The organism is Haladaptatus pallidirubidus, from assembly GCF_020700235.1.
GTDB classification, from domain to species: domain Archaea; phylum Halobacteriota; class Halobacteria; order Halobacteriales; family Haladaptataceae; genus Haladaptatus; species Haladaptatus pallidirubidus.
Map to the genome: position 1 here is coordinate 573,492 of NZ_CP085301.1, position 19,432 is coordinate 592,923.

Annotated in this window: 22 protein-coding genes, 2 tRNA genes and 1 pseudogene; 19 read left to right on the forward strand and 6 right to left on the reverse strand. The window is 59.7% G+C overall.

Annotated elements, in window-relative coordinates; genetic code table 11:
* Nucleotides 1-91: 91 nt before the first annotated feature.
* Nucleotides 92-1,231, reverse strand: coding sequence for a CBS domain-containing protein (locus tag LIX15_RS03325; RefSeq protein ID WP_227776959.1), 1,140 nt, complete (start codon nucleotides 1,229-1,231; stop codon nucleotides 92-94).
* A gap of 95 nt (nucleotides 1,232-1,326) precedes the next feature.
* On the opposite strand from LIX15_RS03325, the gene LIX15_RS03330 reads away from it, so the two are divergent.
* Together LIX15_RS03330 and LIX15_RS03335 are read left to right on the forward strand one after the other, a co-directional pair.
* Nucleotides 1,327-1,653, forward strand: coding sequence for a lycopene cyclase domain-containing protein (locus LIX15_RS03330; RefSeq protein WP_227776090.1), 327 nt, complete (start codon nucleotides 1,327-1,329; stop codon nucleotides 1,651-1,653).
* A gap of 149 nt (nucleotides 1,654-1,802) precedes the next feature.
* The gene (locus tag LIX15_RS03335) at nucleotides 1,803-2,471 is read left to right on the forward strand and encodes a DUF7344 domain-containing protein (RefSeq protein ID WP_227776091.1); all 669 of its coding nucleotides are present in this window, start codon (nucleotides 1,803-1,805) and stop codon (nucleotides 2,469-2,471) included.
* A gap of 194 nt (nucleotides 2,472-2,665) precedes the next feature.
* Here LIX15_RS03335 and LIX15_RS03340 read toward each other — a convergent pair.
* A tRNA-Val gene (locus LIX15_RS03340) sits at nucleotides 2,666-2,739 on the reverse strand.
* A 162-nt stretch (nucleotides 2,740-2,901) separates the two neighbouring features.
* On the opposite strand from LIX15_RS03340, the gene trpD reads away from it, so the two are divergent.
* From trpD to trpG, 4 genes are read left to right on the forward strand one after another with little or no spacing between them, the layout of a single operon-like run.
* Nucleotides 2,902-3,906 carry an anthranilate phosphoribosyltransferase gene (gene trpD / locus LIX15_RS03345; protein ID WP_227776092.1) on the forward strand — a complete coding sequence of 335 codons (1,005 nt, stop codon included), beginning with the start codon at nucleotides 2,902-2,904 and terminating at the stop codon, nucleotides 3,904-3,906.
* On the forward strand, nucleotides 3,903-4,571 hold the full coding sequence (locus LIX15_RS03350; protein ID WP_227776093.1) for a phosphoribosylanthranilate isomerase: 669 nt from the start codon (nucleotides 3,903-3,905) through the stop codon (nucleotides 4,569-4,571). Before trpD ends, LIX15_RS03350 begins: the two co-directional genes overlap by 4 nt.
* Entirely contained in the window at nucleotides 4,568-6,163 is a 1,596-nt protein-coding gene (gene trpE, locus LIX15_RS03355; protein WP_227776094.1) for an anthranilate synthase component I, read from the forward strand. Before LIX15_RS03350 ends, trpE begins: the two co-directional genes overlap by 4 nt.
* A complete protein-coding gene (trpG, locus tag LIX15_RS03360; protein WP_227776095.1) occupies nucleotides 6,160-6,828 on the forward strand; it encodes an anthranilate synthase component II in 669 nt (222 codons plus the stop codon). Before trpE ends, trpG begins: the two co-directional genes overlap by 4 nt.
* Here trpG and LIX15_RS03365 read toward each other — a convergent pair.
* Nucleotides 6,804-7,061 carry a hypothetical protein gene (locus LIX15_RS03365; protein WP_227776096.1) on the reverse strand — a complete coding sequence of 86 codons (258 nt, stop codon included), beginning with the start codon at nucleotides 7,059-7,061 and terminating at the stop codon, nucleotides 6,804-6,806. The genes trpG and LIX15_RS03365 overlap by 25 nt on opposite strands.
* A 252-nt stretch (nucleotides 7,062-7,313) precedes the next feature.
* Between LIX15_RS03365 and LIX15_RS03370 the strand changes: the two genes are divergently transcribed.
* The 3 genes from LIX15_RS03370 to LIX15_RS32690 all read left to right on the forward strand — a co-directional run bounded on the left by LIX15_RS03370 (nucleotide 7,314) and on the right by LIX15_RS32690 (nucleotide 11,968).
* Nucleotides 7,314-10,394, forward strand: a complete 3,081-nt coding sequence (locus tag LIX15_RS03370) for an adenosylcobalamin-dependent ribonucleoside-diphosphate reductase (protein WP_227776097.1) — start codon at nucleotides 7,314-7,316, stop codon at nucleotides 10,392-10,394.
* Nucleotides 10,395-10,562: 168 nt separating this feature from the next.
* Nucleotides 10,563-11,807, forward strand: coding sequence for an aryl-sulfate sulfotransferase (locus LIX15_RS03375; RefSeq protein ID WP_227776098.1), 1,245 nt, complete (start codon nucleotides 10,563-10,565; stop codon nucleotides 11,805-11,807).
* A gap of 38 nt (nucleotides 11,808-11,845) precedes the next feature.
* On the forward strand, nucleotides 11,846-11,968 hold the full coding sequence (locus tag LIX15_RS32690; RefSeq protein ID WP_265338405.1) for an HVO_2523 family zinc finger protein: 123 nt from the start codon (nucleotides 11,846-11,848) through the stop codon (nucleotides 11,966-11,968).
* Nucleotides 11,969-12,007: 39 nt separating this feature from the next.
* Here the strand turns inward: LIX15_RS32690 and LIX15_RS03380 are convergent, their stop codons facing one another.
* Nucleotides 12,008-12,655 carry a TVP38/TMEM64 family protein gene (locus LIX15_RS03380; protein ID WP_227776099.1) on the reverse strand — a complete coding sequence of 216 codons (648 nt, stop codon included), beginning with the start codon at nucleotides 12,653-12,655 and terminating at the stop codon, nucleotides 12,008-12,010.
* An 86-nt stretch (nucleotides 12,656-12,741) separates the two neighbouring features.
* Between LIX15_RS03380 and LIX15_RS03385 the strand changes: the two genes are divergently transcribed.
* Entirely contained in the window at nucleotides 12,742-13,101 is a 360-nt protein-coding gene (locus tag LIX15_RS03385; protein ID WP_227776100.1) for a DUF5830 family protein, read from the forward strand.
* Between the two features lie 159 nt (nucleotides 13,102-13,260).
* On the opposite strand, the gene LIX15_RS03390 is transcribed toward LIX15_RS03385, so the two are convergent.
* On the reverse strand, nucleotides 13,261-13,596 hold the full coding sequence (locus LIX15_RS03390) for a hypothetical protein (protein WP_227776101.1): 336 nt from the start codon (nucleotides 13,594-13,596) through the stop codon (nucleotides 13,261-13,263).
* A 431-nt stretch (nucleotides 13,597-14,027) separates the two neighbouring features.
* Nucleotides 14,028-14,291, reverse strand: a pseudogene (locus tag LIX15_RS33600) (DUF7115 domain-containing protein); the annotation flags it as partial.
* A 189-nt stretch (nucleotides 14,292-14,480) separates the two neighbouring features.
* Here LIX15_RS33600 and LIX15_RS03400 point away from each other — a divergent pair.
* From LIX15_RS03400 to LIX15_RS03440, 9 genes are all read left to right on the forward strand, one after another.
* Nucleotides 14,481-14,632 (forward strand) — tRNA-Met (locus tag LIX15_RS03400).
* Between the two features lie 476 nt (nucleotides 14,633-15,108).
* Nucleotides 15,109-15,369 carry a DUF8028 family protein gene (locus LIX15_RS03405; protein WP_227776103.1) on the forward strand — a complete coding sequence of 87 codons (261 nt, stop codon included), beginning with the start codon at nucleotides 15,109-15,111 and terminating at the stop codon, nucleotides 15,367-15,369.
* Nucleotides 15,370-15,524: 155 nt separating this feature from the next.
* A complete protein-coding gene (locus LIX15_RS03410) occupies nucleotides 15,525-16,337 on the forward strand; it encodes a ZIP family metal transporter (protein WP_227776104.1) in 813 nt (270 codons plus the stop codon).
* 224 nt (nucleotides 16,338-16,561) lie between these two features.
* The gene (locus LIX15_RS03415; protein ID WP_227776105.1) at nucleotides 16,562-16,837 is read left to right on the forward strand and encodes a DUF8028 family protein; all 276 of its coding nucleotides are present in this window, start codon (nucleotides 16,562-16,564) and stop codon (nucleotides 16,835-16,837) included.
* Between the two features lie 117 nt (nucleotides 16,838-16,954).
* Complete coding sequence (locus LIX15_RS03420) at nucleotides 16,955-17,914, forward strand: aldo/keto reductase (protein WP_227776106.1); 960 nt, start codon at nucleotides 16,955-16,957, stop codon at nucleotides 17,912-17,914.
* A gap of 55 nt (nucleotides 17,915-17,969) precedes the next feature.
* A complete protein-coding gene (locus tag LIX15_RS03425; RefSeq protein ID WP_227776107.1) occupies nucleotides 17,970-18,350 on the forward strand; it encodes a DUF7971 family protein in 381 nt (126 codons plus the stop codon).
* On the forward strand, nucleotides 18,347-18,823 hold the full coding sequence (locus LIX15_RS03430) for a hypothetical protein (RefSeq protein WP_227776108.1): 477 nt from the start codon (nucleotides 18,347-18,349) through the stop codon (nucleotides 18,821-18,823). The genes LIX15_RS03425 and LIX15_RS03430 overlap by 4 nt, the downstream gene beginning before the upstream one ends.
* Before the next feature lie 76 nt (nucleotides 18,824-18,899).
* Entirely contained in the window at nucleotides 18,900-19,169 is a 270-nt protein-coding gene (locus LIX15_RS03435; protein ID WP_227776109.1) for a ubiquitin-like small modifier protein 1, read from the forward strand.
* On the forward strand, nucleotides 19,170-19,424 hold the full coding sequence (locus LIX15_RS03440) for a MoaD-like domain-containing protein (RefSeq protein WP_227776110.1): 255 nt from the start codon (nucleotides 19,170-19,172) through the stop codon (nucleotides 19,422-19,424). It abuts the gene before it with no gap.
* The last annotated feature ends 8 nt before the right edge of the window (nucleotides 19,425-19,432 follow it).

Below are 19,432 nucleotides of genomic sequence, written 5' to 3' on the forward strand. Positions count from 1 at the left end.
TCACGATTGCACCACCTTTCGAATCCAAAAAAACGAGAGAACAAAATTGCGCCAAATCCTGATCAAGACGTCTTCGACACCACTCGCGCCGTTACAGTTCGTTGAGCTTCCGGAGGAGTTGGCCCTCGTACTCGCGGTCGCTCTGCACGCCTTTCAGTTCGAGGACGTTGCGCTCCAGCGTGTCGCGGGCGACGTTGAACCCTTGTTCCGCGCCGTAGCCTTCGCCCGACCCGGCGACCTGCCCACGGTTAGTGCGGAGGCGAATCTTACACTGGATGAGGGGTGTGCCGCGGAGTTTCTCTTTGTGCTCGTGGAATCGAACGTGCGCGTGGCGCACCTGCATATCTTGGTACTTGTTTGTGATTTCTTGGATACTCTCCCGAATAGTCTGCCGGGAGATGGTATCGAGGAGGTTGATGTTCGTGATTTGCACGTCCATGTGTTCCTCCTCGGTGTAGGTGAGCGCGCGAAGCACGTCGGTTTTCGTGACGACGCCGCCCACCACGCGGTCGTCGTCAGGCGTAACCACGAGACCGGCGTAGTTCATCTCGAACATCTTTCTGACCGCGTCCTCGACGGTTGCGTCGAGCGAGATGGTTTCGACGGGGCTGTTCATCACGTCGTACACCGGCAGGTCCAGCATTCGGTCGCTGTCGCCGGTTCGCTCGCCGGTCGTCGGCTTGTCCTCGTTTCGGGTGACGAAATCCACGATGTCGTGGGTCGTGACCATCCCGGTGAGGAAGCCGTCGTCGTTCACGACCGGGAGGCGGGAAACGCTGTGTTCGCGCATGAGATTGATGACGCGCCCGAGGGTGGCGTCCTCGGGAATCGTGACGGGATTCTCGGAGTAAATCTGCTCGACGGTGAGCGCGTCGAGATTGTCGAGGACGCCGTCGAGAATCATATCCTCGTCGATGATTCCCCAGACGGTCTCCCCTTCGAAGATGGGTGCGACCTTGCTCCCGCCTTCGACGAGGGCGCGAGCGACTTCGCGCACGTCGTCGTGCAGGTCGATTTTCGGCGCGGGTTTCGTCAGCGTCGCCACTTTCGTCTGGTCTTCGATATGTGACTGCAGAAGCTGTTTCTGCGTGATAACGCCGTCGTACTCTCCCGCTTCGGTGACCACGATGCCCTTCGGATTTTCCTCTTCGAATATCGAGCGTGCTTTCCCAAGTCGCTCTTCGGCCTCGATTTCGAAGTAGTCAGTGGTCGCAATGTCAGAGATATCCATCGGCAGTTTCCATGACGCGGTCATTGGTCTTGAACTTTGTCGCAGAACGGGCATTTCTGGTGGCTTTTTGGAGACACACCGCGTAGGGATTCCCTGTGTTTCCTGACATTGGTGCGGTGTTCGGTTCGTACACCTACCTCGCCAGCGAGGTAGTTTTTGGGACGGTTGCGCTCTGGTTACTCCTCCGGGCCGGCGCGCTTTCCCGCGCGGGCAAGACGGTCATCGCCCTGTACCCAATCGGTTACGTCTGGGACTGGTACACGCTAACCATCGGCGTCTTCGCGATTCCGCTTCGAACCGGTATCGAGGTGGCTGGAATTCCACTCGAAGAACATCTATTCATCATTGTAGTGCCCGCGCTCGTCATCGGCGTTCACGAAAATCTGTACCAGGTGACGGAACGCGGTGAAACCGGTCAGTAATCGGCGGTTACCGCCGGACTACGGGAAGATACGGACAGCATTCCGTTTCTCGTAACCACTCGTTTACGGCTGGTAAATGGTGAATAACAAAGAACAAACCCGGTAATGTTTGAATCCATGCTGGGTTACGAGCAAGGGGTGGCGAAGTAATGAGCACAATCGGTGACTCCTCTGGCACGGGGAACAACGAAACCGATAATCAACCGAATGAGTCAGACTCAACCGTGGCTGAACACGTTTCAGACATACTCGAATCAAACGCGTCGGGAGAGCAACGGGACAGTCCCCTCTCCCGCGATATGGTTTTCGATGTACTGAAAAATCAACGCCGACGGTACGCCCTGCACTATCTGAAGCAGGCCGAGGAAACCGTCCAGTTGAGCGACCTTGCGGAGCAGGTCGCCGCGTGGGAAAACGATACCACGGTCGGTGCCATTTCCGCCGCCGAGCGAAAACGAGTCTACACCGCGCTTTACCAATCCCACCTCCCGAAACTCGATGATGCAGGAATCGTAGATTACAACCAAAACCGGGGAATCGTCGAACTCGCCACCGCCGCCGAACAACTCGACCCCTATCTCGAAACCAACACACGGGACGACATCTCGTGGTGTAAACGATACCTCGGAATCGCAGCCGCCGGATTTGCCGTGCTTACCGGAGCATGGCTCGAACTACCGCTCCTCGCCGGAATCGCCGATATCGCACTCGCCTTGCTAGTAGTGGTCGCATTTACGCTCGTCGCAGTTGCCCATACCTACGACGCACGACATGCACCCTCGACGGGCGAACAGGCACCGAATATTTCGAGCGAATAGTTCCTCGAATCACTTTTTCTGGAGTCGTGTTCGGAGAGCGGCGGCTACGGACGGGTGAATCGTATCCTAAATTATTGGGAAAGAGCGACCACCCTGCCGAGAGGGTTTTCACGAGTGAAAATCGGAGAACGACATCGGAAATAGCTGTCAAACTGCGACTTGCTTCGCTCGTCGCATTGTGTCGTCAAAAATAGTGGGTTTGGGCAGATTTGAACTGCCGGCCTCCTCCATGTCAAGGAGGTGTCATAACCAACTAGACCACAAACCCAGTCGGCCTCTGTGCGCATTTCTTCGTTGGCCGCATGGGTAATTGAAGGTTTCGAAATCGAACGCCGTATCCCGGTTTTATTTCGCTCGCGACGGACGACAGCTTTAAGTGATTGTACGAATTTGTGCATTACAACACGAATCAGTTCATTGGTGTTCCACTATGCAGGACTACATCGAACACGTCACCACCGGACACGACCTCACGCTCACACAGGCCAGAGACGCGGCGAACGCCGTCTTCGACGGCGCGACCGACGCCCAAATCGGCGCGCTCCTCACCGGGCTGCGTGCAAAAGGGGAAACAGAAACCGAAATCGCCGGATTTGCACAGGGCATGCGCGACGCCGCACGGACAATTTCCCCTAACCGAACCCCGTTGGTTGACACCTGTGGCACCGGCGGTGACGACTACAATACTATCAACGTCTCCACGACCGCCGCAATCGTCGCCAGCGGCGCGGACGTTCCGATTGCCAAACACGGCAACTACTCGGTGTCTTCGTCCTCCGGCAGCGCTGACGTGCTGGACGAGGTTGGGGTCGTGGTCGATTCGGAACCACCGGCAGTGGAACGCGCAATCGAGGAGCAGGGAATCGGATTCATGCTCGCGCCCGTCTTCCACCCCGCGATGAAGGCCGTCATCGGTCCGCGCCGCGAACTCGGTATGCGAACCCTGTTCAACGTCTTGGGACCGCTGACGAACCCGGCGGGAGCGGACGCGCAAGTCGTCGGCGTCTACGACCCCGACCTCGTTCCCGTGCTGGCACACGCACTCGCCCACATGGAGGTTTCGCACGCCCTCGTGGTTCACGGGGCAGGGATGGACGAAATCGCCGTTCACGACGAAACGACGGTCGCGGAAGTCGAGGGAGATTCCATCGAGGAATACACGCTCGCGCCCGAAGACCTCGGCGTCGGTCGGCACGACGTGTCAAAAGTCGCGGGTGGTACGCCCGAGCAGAACGCCCGCGACCTTCGCGACATCGTGGCGGGCGAAGTCGGCGGCGCGAAACGCGACATCATTCTGGCGAACGCCGGAGCGGCGGTGTACGTCGCCGGCCGAGCGTCGTCCTTGGAGGACGGCGTCGAACAGGCGAAGCGGGCAATCGACTCGGGTCGCGCGGAGGAAAAGCTAAACGCGATGACGAGGGCCGTCTCGGCATGACCCGGACGAAAATCTGCGGGCTGACCGAGGAAAATGACCTGCGCGCCGCCATCTCTGCGGGCGCGGACGCAATCGGCCTGCTCGTGGACGTGCCGATCGATTCGCCCCGGGAAATCGACCCACTTCGGGCCGCCGAGCTCGCCCGGGAAGTCCCGCCCTTCGTGACGACCGTACTCGTGACGATGCCAGAAACCCCGGAGCGAACGGTCGAACTAGCCGAAATCATCGAACCAGACGCCGTACAGGTTCACGGGATGGGCGTCGGCGACCTCGCGTACCTCTCGTCCAGCATCGACGGAAACGTCATTCGCGCCATCGACACGACGGCGGAGGGACCGGGACGCTACGACGCGGTTGCCGACGCGCTCCTCCTCGATGCCGGAAAAGCGGGTGGAACGGGCGAAACCCACGACTGGGAGCGTGCACGGAAGTTCGCAAATAGCCTCGACTCGCCGGTCATCCTCGCGGGCGGACTGACCCCCCACAACGTCGGCGACGCTGTCGAGGCGGTCGAACCGTTCGCGGTGGACGTTGCGAGCGGCGTCGAATCGAACGGCGGGCAGAAAGACCACTCGGCCGTCGAATCGTTCGTCGAGAACGCGAAAACGGCATCGATGAAAGAATCAGAAACGAATTCGAAGTCGGGATCGGTTTTACAACGATGAATCGAAACGAGTTCGAAGCCTACGCCGACAGCGACCAGTCGGTCGTCGTCCACGCGGAAACCGAACTGGACGTGGAAATCGACCCGCTAACCGCGTACTCCACCCTCGGGGGGAACGAGTACGATTTCCTCCTCGAAAGCGCGGAGAAAGTCGCGTCCTCCGATCCGGACGGAGCGTTCGACCCCGCGGAAACCGACGACCGACGGGCACGCTACTCCTTCGTCGGTTACGACCCGAAAGCGGTAGTGTCTGTGAAATCGAACGAAACGGAGGTTCGGGTGCTTGACGACGATTGGAACGGCGCAGTCGTCGGTCGAAACGGCGAGGACGAGAAGGGCGATGGATGCGATACGGGGGAAGACGATGTACTCGACAAACTTCGAGATTCGCTTCCCGAGGTGGAGCGGCGGGGGTTCCCGAACCGGGACGGCTTTTCAGGCGGTTTAGTCGGTTTTCTAGCCTACGACGCGGTGTACGACCTCTGGTTGGAAGAGCAGGGGGTCGAGCGTCCGGAGACGGAACTGCCGGACGCGCAGTTCGTCCTGAACACGAAAACGCTCGTTTTCGACCACGTCGAAAACTCGCTCTCGTTGGTGTGTACGCCGCTCGTCGCTCCGGAAGACGAACCGGGCGAGAAGTACGACGAACTGGTCGCGGAGTCGAATCGCGTTGCGAACGCGCTCGAATCCGCAGAAGAGCCCGAACTCGGCGGCTATCGACCGGAAGGCGAAACGGCGGGAGCGCAGGACGAGTACGAGGACGCAGTGCGCCGGGCGAAAGAACACGTTTTCGACGGCGACATCTATCAGGGCGTCGTCTCCCGAAAACGAGAGATTCGGGGCGAAATCGATCCGCTCGGATTGTATGCGTCCCTGCGCGAGGTGAACCCCTCGCCGTACATGTACATCCTCGGCTACGAGGACAGAACCATCGTCGGCGCGAGTCCGGAGACGCTGGTGTCGGTGCGCGACGAAAAAATCGTCTCGAACCCCATCGCCGGAACCAGCGCGCGCGGCGGGAGTCCGATGGAAGACCGGCGACTCGCGGGCGAACTGCTCGCGGACGAAAAGGAGCGGTCGGAGCACGCGATGCTAGTAGATTTGGCCCGAAACGACGTTCGCCGAGTGGCTGAATCTGGAAGCATCCGCGTCGAGGAGTTCATGAACGTCATCAAGTACAGCCACGTCCAGCACATCGAAAGCACCGTCACTGGAACCATGGCGGAGGACTGCGACGCTTTCGACGCGGTTCGCGCGACGTTCCCCGCCGGAACCCTGACCGGCGCGCCGAAAATCCGCGCGATGGAGGTAATTCACGACCTCGAAGAAACGCCGCGAGGCGTGTACGGCGGCGGGGTCGGTTATATTTCCTGGACTGGCGACGCCGACTTCGCTATCGTCATCAGAACCGCAACGATTGAACACGGCGAACGAGATACAGTCGCGGTGCAGGCGGGCGCGGGCATCGTCGCGGACAGCGACCCGACCGCCGAGTTCGAGGAAACGGAACAGAAGATGGGCGGCGTGCTTTCCGCGCTGGAAACGATGGAGCGTGAGTCAGCACCCGAACAGAAACTGGAGGTGTCCCGATGACGCGCGTGCTGTTCGTGGACAACTTCGATTCGTTCACCTACAACCTCGTGGAGTACGCTGAGGAAGCGCTTCGGGCGCAGGTGTCAGAATCGAATCGCGAATTGCGGTTCGATTCTGACGGTTCGCGTTCGGCCTCGGCGATCGAAACCGAAGTCGTGAAAAACACCGCCTCGCTCGACGCCATCCGCGAGAAAGACCCGGCCGCAATCGTCATCAGTCCCGGTCCGGGTCACCCGGAAAACGAACGCGACGTGGGCGTCACGAACGAAGTCCTCCGCGAGCTATCACCAGAAATACCGACGCTGGGCGTCTGCCTGGGCTTGGAGGCTGCGGTGCATGTGTACGGCGGGAAAATCGGGCGCGCACCGGAACCGATTCACGGGAAAGCGTTCCCGGTCGAACACGACGGTGTCGGCGTGTTCGACGGTCTCGAACAGGGATTCCAGGCCGGGCGATACCACTCGCTTGTCTCGACCGCCGTCCCCGACTGTTTCGACGTGAGCGCGACGACGACCCACGACGGCGACGAACTCGTGATGGGAGTTCGCCATCGCGACCACCCGATAGAGTGCGTTCAGTTCCACCCGGAGAGCGTGCTGACCGCTCGCGGGCGCGAAATAATCGAGAATTTCCTCGGCGGCTACACCAGCACGCCCGCCGCGTAAAGGGCGGCGACGACGAGGAGTGCGAGGACGCCGATTCGCCAGGTGAGCGCGACGGCGAAGCGAACGGCGACGACGAGGAGAATGATTCCGATAACCACGGCGGCGATGCCGACTGGTTCGATGGCGAGGGGTGTCATACCCGAAATGACCGCGTACTGAATGGTAAACGTATCGGTGGTGTTTGGTTCGTTTTCGAGGAAAATCGGGGGAGGGGACGAGAGTAGGCGCTCCATACCGTGAGAAACTCAATCATATCGGTCACTTTCGCTCCGGTCTGAACACTCTTATAGTCCTTGGCGTCTTACTCTCTGATAGGCAGAGAACGACCCCAGAGGCGTCACTATACAAACAAACTTGGGATAGAGAAAGTAAACTTAATTTGGGATGGGTCGAATGCATTCTTCGTCACGAATGAAACGGTTCTACGCACAAAATGAACGGCGAATCGCCACGCAGAGTAACAGAGCAGCGGTGGTGACGCTCGTATGAGCGGCGCGCACGAGACGGACGCCAACGAGGTCACTCTCCCGGTCAAGCGAACCAAGGGCGACACGCTCGAAGACCGGATGACGGGGAACGCGTACCAGAACATCCTCCCGGCGCGCTATCTCCGCAAGGACGCCGACGGCAACCTCGTCGAGAAACAGGAAGACCTGTTCCCGCGCGTCGCGAAGAATATCGCGCTCGCGGAGGCCGTCTACGAAGCCGAAAAACAGGGCACCGAAATCACCGTCACGCCCGAGCAGTTGAAACCCGGTCACCCGCGACGGGACGAACTCGCCGCGGACGTGTTCGGCACGAGAACGACCGCCGAAGACGACGCCGAAACTGCACTCTCCGTCTACAACGTCAACAAGTTCGCCTACGAAACGGTGGTTCCGGAACTTCCGGAGGACATCCGAGAACACGTCGAATCCGTCCGAGACGAGTTCGACGACCTGATGGAGAGGCTGTCGTTCATCCCGAACTCGCCCACGCTGATGAATGCGGGCGACGAACTCCAGCAGTTGTCGGCCTGTTTCGTCGACTCCCCCGGAGACGATATCACCGACATCCATCAAACCGCGAAAGAGGCCGCGGAAGTCTTCCAGTCCGGCGGCGGAATGGGCTACGCCTTCTGGAAGCTCCGACCCTACGGCGACGCAGTCGGTTCGACGGGTGGCATCGCCTCTGGCCCGATTACGTTCATGCGCACCTACGACCAGATGTGCGAAACCATCGCGCAGGGCGGTGCCCGCCGCGGCGCGCAGATGGGCGTCATGCGCGTCTCGCACCCCGACGTTATCCAGTTCATCCACGCGAAAAACAAGGACGTGAGCCTCGCCAACACGCTCCGCCTGAACGACCCCGACGACTACACGCACACGTCGTTCAAGGACGCGTTGGAGGAGGCCCGCGAACTCATCGACGACGATGGTCGGGTTCCGAAACACCTCCGAAACGCCGCCGAGGGGCATCTCTCTAACTTCAACATCTCCGTCGGCGTTACGGACGACTTCATGGACGCCCTCTACAACGGCGAAGAGTTCGTCTTCACCAACCCGCGCACGGAAGAGCCCCACGTCGCTACCGAACACACCGAGGAACTGTACGACATGTTCGGTCTCGGCGAGTACGTCACGGCCGGTGAAGTGCTGTCGATTCCCGCCGACGTTATCTGGAACCGAATCGTGGAAGGCGCGTGGGAAAACGGCGAACCCGGCGTCATCTACCTCGAACGGGTGAACAAAGAACACTCCTTCGACGTGGAAGAACACCCCGACCACCGGATTCTGGCGACGAACCCCTGCGGCGAACAGCCGCTCGAAGAGTACGAGGCGTGCAACCTCGGCCACATCAATCTCTCGACGCTCGCCGACGTGGATGCGCCGGACTGGCGCGTCTGGTACGAGCAAAACGCCGACAGCTACGGGTCGCTGTCGGAAGCCGTGGACGCTTTCCTCCGCGACGCCATCGACTGGGACGAGTTCGACTATCGCATCGACTACGGCACCCGGTTCTTGGAGAACGTCGTCACGATGTCCGACTTCCCGGTCGAGAAAATCGAACAAAAAGTTCGAGATATGCGCAAAATCGGACTGGGCATCATGGGTCTCGCCCAGTTGTACATCCAACTCGGCGTCCGCTACGGAAGCGACGAGGGTAACGAAATCGCCCAGCAGTTGATGACCCACATCAACCACGAGTCGAAGTGGGCCTCCCACGAACTCGCCGAGGAGCGCGGATCGTTCAACGACTGGTCGGACTCGAAGTACGCGAACCCGACGGAGTATTCCGAGTGGTTCGAGAAACAAACCGGACTTGACGCCGAAAAGTGGAAGGACGGCTTCTCGGTTCGGAACCACAACACGACGACCATCGCGCCGACCGGCACGACTTCGATGGTCGGCAACACCACGGGCGGTTGTGAGCCCATCTACAACGTCGCCTACTACAAGAACGTCTCCGACGACGTGCAGGGCGACGAGATGCTCGTGGAGTTCGACGACTACTTCCTCCGCACACTGGAGGCGAACGACATCGACGTGGGCGCGGTCAAAGAAGAAGCCCAAGAGCAGATGGCGACCAATCAGTTCTCCGGCGTCGAAGGACTCGAAACCGTCCCAGACGCCATCGGCGAACTGTTCGTCGTGACGGGCGACCTCACCGGCAAGCAACACGCCGCGGTGCAGTGCGCCTGCCAGCAGGGCGTCGATTCGGCCATCTCGAAGACCTGTAACTTCCCGAATTCCGCCAGCAAGGAGGACATGGACGAGGTGTACCGCTACATCTACGACCACGGCGGCAAGGGCGTCACGGTGTACCGCGACGGTACGCGCTCGAAACAGGTGCTCACCACGCGCGCCGACAACGCCGAGTTCGCCGACGAGGACGAGGCGGCGGAAACCATCGCCGAACAGATCGAGGAGGTCTTCGGCGGCATCGAGGGCTTCATCGCAAACGAGGAAGTGCAGGCCGCGCTCGGCGACGAACTGTCAAGTCTAGTCGAAGACGGCGTCACCGGCGGCGCATACGCCAAGGAGCGTCCGCGTCCGGACGTGCTCCACGGCGTCACCCAGCGCATCGACACCGGCTACGGCAAGATGTACGTCAACATCAACGAGGACGAATCCGGCGAACCGTTCGAACTGTTCGCCACCATCGGTAACTCCGGCGGCTTTACCAACTCCTTCACGGAAGCGCTGGCGAAGGTCATCAGCTACGCCCTCCGGAGCGGCGTCGACCCGAACGAAATCGCGTCCGACTTGCAGGGCATCCGCAGTCCGAAAGTCGCGTGGGACAAAGGCGAGCAGATCAACTCCATTCCAGACGCTATCGGCGTGGCGATGCGCCGCTACCTCGACGGCGAAATCGAGCGTACGGGCGTTCCACAGCAGAAGACGCTCGAAGAGACGGCGGACGAAAGCGAGACTGACGGCGGAGCAGTCGAGACGCGGAAAGACGCCTCCCAGTCGCTCATCGACGCGGGTGAAAGTCCGGAATGTCCGGAGTGCGGGTCGCTCTCGCTGTATTTCTCCGAAGGCTGTAAGACCTGCGAATCCTGTGGCTGGAGCGAGTGCTCGTAATCCACCAGTAGCGTTTTTCTAACCCAGTTTTGCCGCTCGCTGATTTTGCGTTTTTACGGCTTCGCATGCCGTGAGGGTGGCCGGAAACCACAAGTGCAGAGACATTGTCTCAAAGGAAGTTGCATGGGGAGGAATGCCAAGTGAGGTGTCGAAAGAGAGGGGGACGACGTGAAACCGACTAGTGATTTTCGGCGTGGCCTCTTTCTCATCGTATTCGGTGCGCTACTCGTCGGAGTGGTGTTCGGGGCGAGTTGGGCGCTCGCCCCGAACACGAGCGTAACGACCCCCGATTCGAACGCAACGACGACCACGCTCGTCGGCGTGCAGGGGCCCGGATGGGGCGGAAGCGTAGTCGAACTTGACAGCAACGGAACGAGGATGTGGCGCATCGGGAACGCCATCAGCTATCAGGACGTTTCGATGCTCGACAACGGAACCGTGCTGGCGACCCACGCGGATGGAAACTACCAGCGGTGCGGTCAGTTCCCCGCACCCTGCAAGCGAACCGGTGTCAGGTTCATCGACCCCGCAGGAAACCCGAACATCGTCGGCGAGTGGAGCTATCCGGTTCGAACCCGGAAGGATAGCGAGGTTCACGACGCGGAGATGGTTCCCTCGGGCGAACTACTGGTCGCGGACATGGAGTACGAGAGCATCTACACGTACAACTTCTCGACCGGAAATCGGTCGTGGACCTGGAACGCGAGTCAGTACTACAACGAGCCCCGCGACCCGACCAGAACCGACTGGCTCCACATCAACGACGTGGATAGAATCGGCGACGGACGATACCTCGTCTCGGTTCGGAACACGAACCAGCTGCTCGTCATCGAACGCGGTGAAGGGGTAGTCGAAGTGATCAACAAAGACCGCGACCCGTCGGTGCTCAACAAGCAACACAATCCGCACTGGCTTGGAGACGGTGCCGTACTCGTCGCGGATTCCGAGAACCACCGCGTCGTCGAACTTCACAGAAACGAATCGTCCGGGGAGTGGGAAGAGGCGTGGATAGTGTACGAAGCGGGCGGAATTCACTTCGATTGGCCGCGCGACGCAGACCGCCTGCCGAACGGGAACACCCTCATCACGGACAGTCGGAACAATCGCGTGGTCGAGATAACGCGAAACGGCAGCGTCGTCACCAGTTACACCGTTCCCGACTTACCCTACGAAGCCGACCGCGTTCCGTTCGGGGAGTCGCACGGACGACCGTATGAAACGGCAGGCGAGTACGACGTGTTCGGTGACCGAAGCACAGAAATTCCGATACTATCCGCGCTTCTCACAGGGGCGCGCCATTCTGTCGCGCTTCCGTTCTGGGTGTCCGAACTGCACGTCCTCGTCGTCCTCGTCGCGGTCATCCTCTGGGGAGTGGGTGGAGCACTGTTGGTCAAGTCCCGGTGGACATCCTGAGGGAAACAGTCAAACCGGTCGCATCCGGTAGTTTTCCTATGGCAGAAGAGGCAAACGGACGACCCTGTCCGCTCTGTGGCGAGTCTATGTACCACCGCCACTGTAAGTACGTCTGCCCCCAACACGGCGTCGTCTACGACTGTTCAGACACTTTTTACTGACATCTCTGCGATTGTACAGCTTCATCCGATTTCGATACCTCACTCGCTATCGAAGAAATGTCGGTACGCAGGCCCGGCCAACAGGAGAAGCGCAACGAGCCCCATAGCCGCGATGAGGGGCAAATTCTTTCCGAGTTCGTCCACCGAGAGCGAATCCAACGAACTTCCGGCGAGCACCGCCGCGATCATCCACGGTGCTTCGCCGATGGTCGTCCCGATGACGAACGCCCGCGGCGAAACGTTGGATAAGCCCGCCGTCGCCGAGATGGCGTCGGCGGGCACCGGAGAGAGTCGGGACACGACTATCCCGCGCAGGTCACCGGTCGTCTCGAAAAATCGGCCGCCGGACTCGCCGAGTCGGCCGAACATTCCCCCCTCGATGCCGAAATACCGCGCACCGGCGAACGGAACGCAGGAACTCATCGTCGCACCGACGAGGGCGACCGGAATACCGACGACCGGCCCGTAGACGTACCCAACCGCCGCAGCGACTGCGGTCGTCGGCCACGCGAAAAACGGGCGAACGAGATAGACGAGGAGGAAGAAAACGCAAGCGAGGAACGGGTGTTCGGTCACACGCTCGACCTGCTCGAAGACGACCGTCGGCGAGAAAAAAACGCCCGCAAGAACGACCAGCGCGACGACTGCGAATGCGGTGATATGCCGACGAGTCTTCGTGAGAACCATTCTGCCGTAGGTAGCGGGGGAAGAGGTTAAGTTCTTTCCACCCGAGCGCGCAACGTTTAATCCGCTTCGTGCGGGATTCGTAGTCGATGGACGAGGACGATACCGTCGCGCTGGGGGTGGAACTGTTGTCCAAACTAGAACATCCCGAACTGTCGGTCGCGGAGGCGGTAGACCGCATCGAGACGATTACCACCAATCCGTCGATGACGCGGACGATTCTCGACGAGGCCGAAAAACGCGGCGTCATCGAGCGCGAAAACGGAATCATCCGACCGCAGGGCGGCAGCTACCTCAGGTTCGAAAGCGACGTGGTGACGAAGGAAGGAGATTTCAGCTGTCGGCGCTGTGGAACCGGCATCTCGACGGGTTACTTCATGAAACTCGATGCGGGCGAACACGGGCCGTTCGGGTCGTCCTGTATTCGGAAGGTGACGGGACGAGAGTGAGACCCGGCAGAAAAATGGCTATCGACCGCGCGTCAGTTCCTCGATGAGTTGCTCGATGGTGCGTTGCTGTTGTTCGAGCAGTTCGTTCTGTCGCTCGACGACTTCGGTAAGGGCGGTCAGTTGCGCCTCCACCGGGTCGTCTAAATTCTCGCTCGCGGATTAGAAGCCCGAGTCGGCAAAACCGGTCGTCGCTTCGGGTTCCTGTGCGATGGTTTTCCCCGTTTGAGATCCGCTATTTTCGGTTTCTCGCGGCTCGGTTTCCGATTCGGCGGCCGAACCGGTCGGCGAGCCAGTGGAAGCGGGTCGTGATTCCGCGGCCGTCGCGTCCGTCGGTGCGGATTCGGTCGTCGCGTGGTCGGCATCTTCCAGTTCCGCAGAAACGCGTTCGGCCTCGCCCTTGCCGAGCGGATCGGATGGCACCCCTTCCACGATTTGTCCGTTGTCGTCGAGTTCGGGCGGGTCCGCATTGAGCGGTTCGACGCCGCCCCCGAACACGTCGTCATCCTCGGTGAGCGAGACGTTTTCGTCGGATTTCGGCTCGGATTTTCGTCCGGTGCGACCGTCTGCTTGAACTCGGCGTAACTACCGACATCGTGGTAGGTGAGGAGCGACTGTTCGATTCGCTCGCGGACTTCTCGGGTTCGGTCGCTCGGAGTTTTGATTCGCTGAGGGCGACCGTTCGCTTCGATGATAATTTGCGAGGAGACGGTTCCTTCTTCGACGTCGAGACTCGTCACGTCGGCAAAATGGAACTGCTCGAAATCTTGATCCCAAATCGCTTCTCCCACGTGTTTTACGACGCGTGCGCTAGTGAGTACCAGGGTGAGTTCGCTGAACTGGTAGGTTTGGGTGACCTGCTCGTTCGCGTCGGTGATACCCGCGCCGTTCAGCACACCAGCGATGACGGGATGCAGTGCATCGTGAAGGCGTTTGGTCGGGATTTTAAAGGTGTCTTCGCCGTCGATACCGTAATCGAGGGTGATGGTGGATTTCCGTCGCCCTTCGGCGACGGAAATCCGCTCCGCTCCGTGTGGGTACTCTTCGACCGATTCGTCGCTCAACAGGCCGTCGGCGCGGTAGACGAGTGTTCGCGAGGGTGTGACGAAAAGGATGTCTTCCCCGCCAAGCGACACTTTCGCGGCGACGTGCTCGTCTCCGAGACTAGACTGGACGATTCCCGGTACGCTCATGCAGGGAATGGTCAGGCCCGTATCTTAAATCCGCCGGGTGAACACGACACAGACAAAACTGGTATGATAACCAGCATAGGATTGTCGTGCAAGTCGAACGACGGCGTCGCCATCGTGGCGTGCATCCCAGTGACATCCGGCGGTCGATATGAGAACTTTAAAGAGTGACTCATCCCTACCCGTAGTTGAGCCCGGGTGGCTTAGCTGGACATAGCGCCGCACTCATAGGGTTCTGAGATTTGGCGCTCAGGCCTTGGAAGCCTCCCATGCGCCCGTGAGGCCCCGCCAGGCCTCGAACCTGGGACATGCGGAGATCGAGGGTTCGGAGCCCTCCCCGGGCATTTTCACGACTTCAATTCGATAGCCGAGCCGAGGTTCCGGGCGTCGAAATTCGGTAGATCCGCGGATAGCCGGCGAGTGAAGCGAACCGGGGATAGAACGGCAAACGCTCGATGGTCGGATTTGTTCCCGATTCGACCCCTTTCCGATGACGCGCTCGTTTGTGCGAAGTTCGTGTTGGAAGACAGAATATATCGCAGCGTGCAAATATTCAATTCAATTGCCAAAGTGAGAACTTCTCGATGATTCGAAATCAGAAGTTCGAGTTTCGATTTCATGATACTCTATCGGACACGTTTTGAAAACCGATTCATAGATACTAGCTCAAAACCCGTTTTAAAAGGTCTAAAGATCTCTCAGAAGATTATAAAATGCCGGTGAACCGAATTAGAGTGGTAAAATAGCGCGAATTTCGTTGTACACTCATCTCGTTATATGACCCCTCCAGTCGTAGCGAGAGATACATCCCAGAGTAATCATGTCCAGCCCTCCAACGATACAGAACGACCACGCATCGGATTTCGAACTGTCCGTTCCCCGTAACGCCGTCGAAAGCACCGCCCGAAAGCTGTTCGCGCCGGTTCAGTTCCTGAGCTTCTGGACCGCGGTCGCGCTCCCGTTCGCCTACCCGCCGCTGCTGTATCACGGCTACGTGTCTGCGACGACCGTGACGTTCGCCCTCCTCCTCGCCCTGAACATGGTCGCCATCGTCGTCGGTCACGGCTACAACCTCGACTGAGCCCCTCCGTTCGACGGACGGCGTCGAACGAATGCCGCCCTGTTCCGAAGATAGAGCCACACGTATGCGCCGGAATCCGCGTTCCGTTTTTAGGCATGCCGAAATGGTAGGCGTTATGATAAGTATTAACCCTGCGTACGCCAAAATAGACGGCTATGGGAGTGCTGGGAAACTTCTCGCTGGTATTCGTCGCAGGGCTTATTACGGCGCTCGCAACCGGCGTCGGTGCCCTCCCGTTTTTTCTCGTCAGCGACGTGAGCGACCGATGGAACGTCGTTCTCTGGGGGCTCGCTTCGGGAATCATGCTCTCCGCGTCGGTGTTCGGTTTGATATTCGAGGGTGTTTCGAACGTGAACGGCGGCAGTTTCACCGGTGTGGGCATCGGGTTGCTGGTCGGTGCCGGACTCGTCGTCGTAAGCCACCGCGCCATCGCCGGCGTGGAAGTCAATCCGAAAAAGTACGAGGAGGCAGATTTCAAGAAACTAGTGCTTATCCTCGGTATTCTCACCGTCCACAGTTTTCCGGAAGGTGTCGCAATCGGCGTCTCGTTCGCTGATTTGAATCTCGGAACCATCGACGGAATCGCCGTTCTCGGGTTTTCGATTCCGCTTCTCGCCATCTTCATGACCGTCGCCATCTCGATTCACAACGTTCCGGAAGGGGTTGCCATCTCCATCCCACTCCGCTCGATGGGCGTGAGTAACTGGCGGATGGTTTGGTGGTCGATTTTTTCGAGTTTGCCCCAACCAGTCGGCGCAGTCATCGCGTTCTACTTCGTGCGAACCGCGCGAGATTTCCTTCCCGTCGGGTTCGGCTTTGCGGCGGGGGCCATGATATATCTCGTCGCGGCCGAGTTCATTCCGGAAGCGCTTGAAGTCGGCGAGGAATTACCAGGCGGTGGCTACCGCGAACTGCTCTCGGGACTCTCCGCGGGGATTCTTATAATGGTTCCGCTCGCATTCATCTGAATTTTATCTTACCGATAAGAATTGTATTTATTCCGTATCCCGAAGAAGAGGTTTCAGTGAAACAACCTCAAAAACGATTTTGAAGCGTTTGGCGACTTTTTAGAGCGTTATAAATGGATAGACAGGTCGGTTCATTGGTCGTAAACGATGTGAATTCATCCCAACGCTCTCCACGCTATAAGGTCGCCCCTGTCTACGACTTAGTCGGGCACGAGTGTGCTACAATGTCGGGAACAACCTCATTCGAAAACGACGGTGACGGTATCAGTCGCACCGCTATTGGACGCAAGAAAATCACCGCACTCCACGCGAAGTACCGAGAGCACACGCTCACGACACCGCTTCAGTTCGTCGGCTTCTGGTCGGCAGTTGCACTGCCGTTCTTCTACGTTCCACTCCTGATAGATGGTCTCGCTGGCGCAGAAATTACGGTTTTCCTCTCCCTGCTGGCATGTCACATCGTCGCCCTCTTCGCCGGACACTCCTACGGACAGGAGTAGTCCCCCTCTCGCTCGACACCGTCCTCCACTCGCCGTACCCCGGTTTTCCCCTTTCCGCTACTCCCTAACCCTGTCCTCCTTCGGTCACTTTAACCTCCCTCTCGAAAACGGGTAGACATGGGACTCGAAACGGTGTCGCTCGGCAGTACCGGCACGAAAGTGAGTGAAATCGCGTTCGGAACGTGGCGATTCGGTCGAGAAAACGATGAAGGCAAAGTCGAAATCGGCGAAAAGCGCGCTCACGAACTGTTGGACGCCTACGCGGACGCTGGTGGTAACTTCATCGACACCGCCGACATGTACGGCGACGGCGAGAGCGAGCGATACATCGGCAACTGGCTCGCGAACCGCGATCGCGAGGATTTCGTCGTCGCATCCAAAATTTACTGGCCGACCCGAAAGGACGACCCGAATGGACGCGGCCTCTCGCGCAAGCACCTGCGCAGGCAGATGAATCTCATTCTCGACCGTCTCGGTACGGAGTACCTCGACTTGCTCTATATCCACCGGTGGGACGACGAGACGCCCGCTGAGGAGTTCATGCGCACGCTCGACAGGTTCGTCCGGGACGGCAAAGTGAACTACATCGGCACGTCGACGCTCGAACCGAACGCGTGGAAGGTCGTCAAGGCGAACGAGATGGAGTACGAACCGTTCCGCCTCGCGCAACCGCGATACAATCTCGTCAACCGCGAAATCGAGTCGAACTACCTGCCGATGTGCGAGGATTACGACATCGGCATCATCCCGTGGTCGCCGCTCGCGGGGGGTTTCCTGACCGGCAAATACGCCCGAGACGAGGAACCGCCGGAGGGAACCCGCGGCGCGACGGACCAGCAGTTCCGCGATTCCTACCTGACCGAGGAGAACTTCGACGTACTGGAGGAAGTCGAAACGGTCGCCGAGGAGGTCGGGACGACTCCGGCGAAGGTCAGCCTCGCGTGGTTGCTAAGACACGACGCAGTGACGGCACCGATTGTCGGCGCGCGAACGGTAGAGCAGTTGGAAGAGAACCTCGACGCAACCGACGTTTCGCTCAGCGACGAGCAGTTCGAGCGACTGGCCGACGCGAAATAAGAACACTGCACCGCCGAGCCAAGCGTTTTTGACGGATTGCGAACAACCCCACTGCATGGACGAAATTTCACTCGTGGTTCCAGAGGCTATCGTCAACTCACTTCCCGAAGACGGCGACGCCGCGGCGCGCGACATGCAGGAGGCCGTCGCGGGGTGGGAAGCGCGACTCAATCGACTTATCGAAGACAACTCGGACGAAGACGTGGCCAGCGCCGCCGTCGACGTTGTCGAGCGGTTCGAAACCCGATGGGAGCAGTACGACGATTTCGTCGCCGAACTGCGAGCGTGGGGACAATCGCCCATCTACGCGATGGCGTGGCGCGACCTCCACGCCGCGCTCGTCCAGCAGTTGTACGACAACGACGACCTCTCCGCGCACATCGACCGCGAGCGAAACGCCCGCATCGTCAACGACGGCATCCGATTCGGGAGATGAGCGGCGACGACCGGCCGCTGTCCCGCGTTCGACGGGCGAAAAGTCAGCAATCGGCCACCTCCCGAATCGACGGCGGTGCGATTGCGGTCGGAATGGTCGTCACGCTCGGTGCGCATCTCGCCCCCGCCCTGCTGTTGCTTCTCGAAACTTCGGCATCTCTCGTCCGTCTGACCGCACTTGCGAGCACGGTCGCGTTCCCGTTTGGGAGCTACGTCACCGGACGCTACGCCGGTTCCGACTGGGAGCGCGGCGGACTCAACGGCGTATTTGCGGCGGGGGCATCCCTCGTCGTGCTCGGCGCGTCGGCGATAATTCTCGTCGGGGCAGACCGAGCAGTAGCCGAGTTCGGTCGCATGCTCGTCGGAACACAGGCGGTTGGTTTCGGGCTAACCACCGGGTCGCCCGTGCTCGCGGGAACCGTCGTCTTCCTCCTGTTCGTCGGAATCGTCGGCGGGGCGCTCGGGGCGAACTGAATCGGTCGAGGCGGACGCTTGCACCGAACCGTTCCGCAGTCTGAGCGTTTATAATCACAGCGAGCCATTTCCGCGTATGGAACTCACGCTCCGGTTCTTTGCGAACTTCCGTGAAGATGTCGGACAGAAGGAACTCGAACGGGAATTCTCGGACGAGGCGACGGTCGGCGACGTGCTGGAATCGCTCACCGAGGAGTACGGAGTCGACGTGTTCGAGGACGGAGAGTTGCGACCGCAAGTCACCATCATGAAAAACGGAAAGGACGTTGTCCATCTCGACGGCAGGGAAACCGCACTTGCAGAGGGTGACAGACTCAGCATCTTCCCGCCGGTCGCGGGTGGATAGATGCGACGCGAGAAATCCTTCCGGGGTATCAACGAACGACTCGCGCGCGTCTACCTCGAAAACCTCGGCGGCGAGGTAGAGGAGGACGGCGACGTGTCGGGCGATGGCTGGCGGGCCTCGCTGTCCTCGGAAAAAGTCGAGATCGGGCCGACCGTCGAACTGACCGAAATCACGGTCGTTTTCGAGGGCAACGAGGAAACGCTCGATTCGCTCGTGGACGATTTCTCCCAGAAGGCCATGCGCGCGGGAGGATAAGAGCGCGG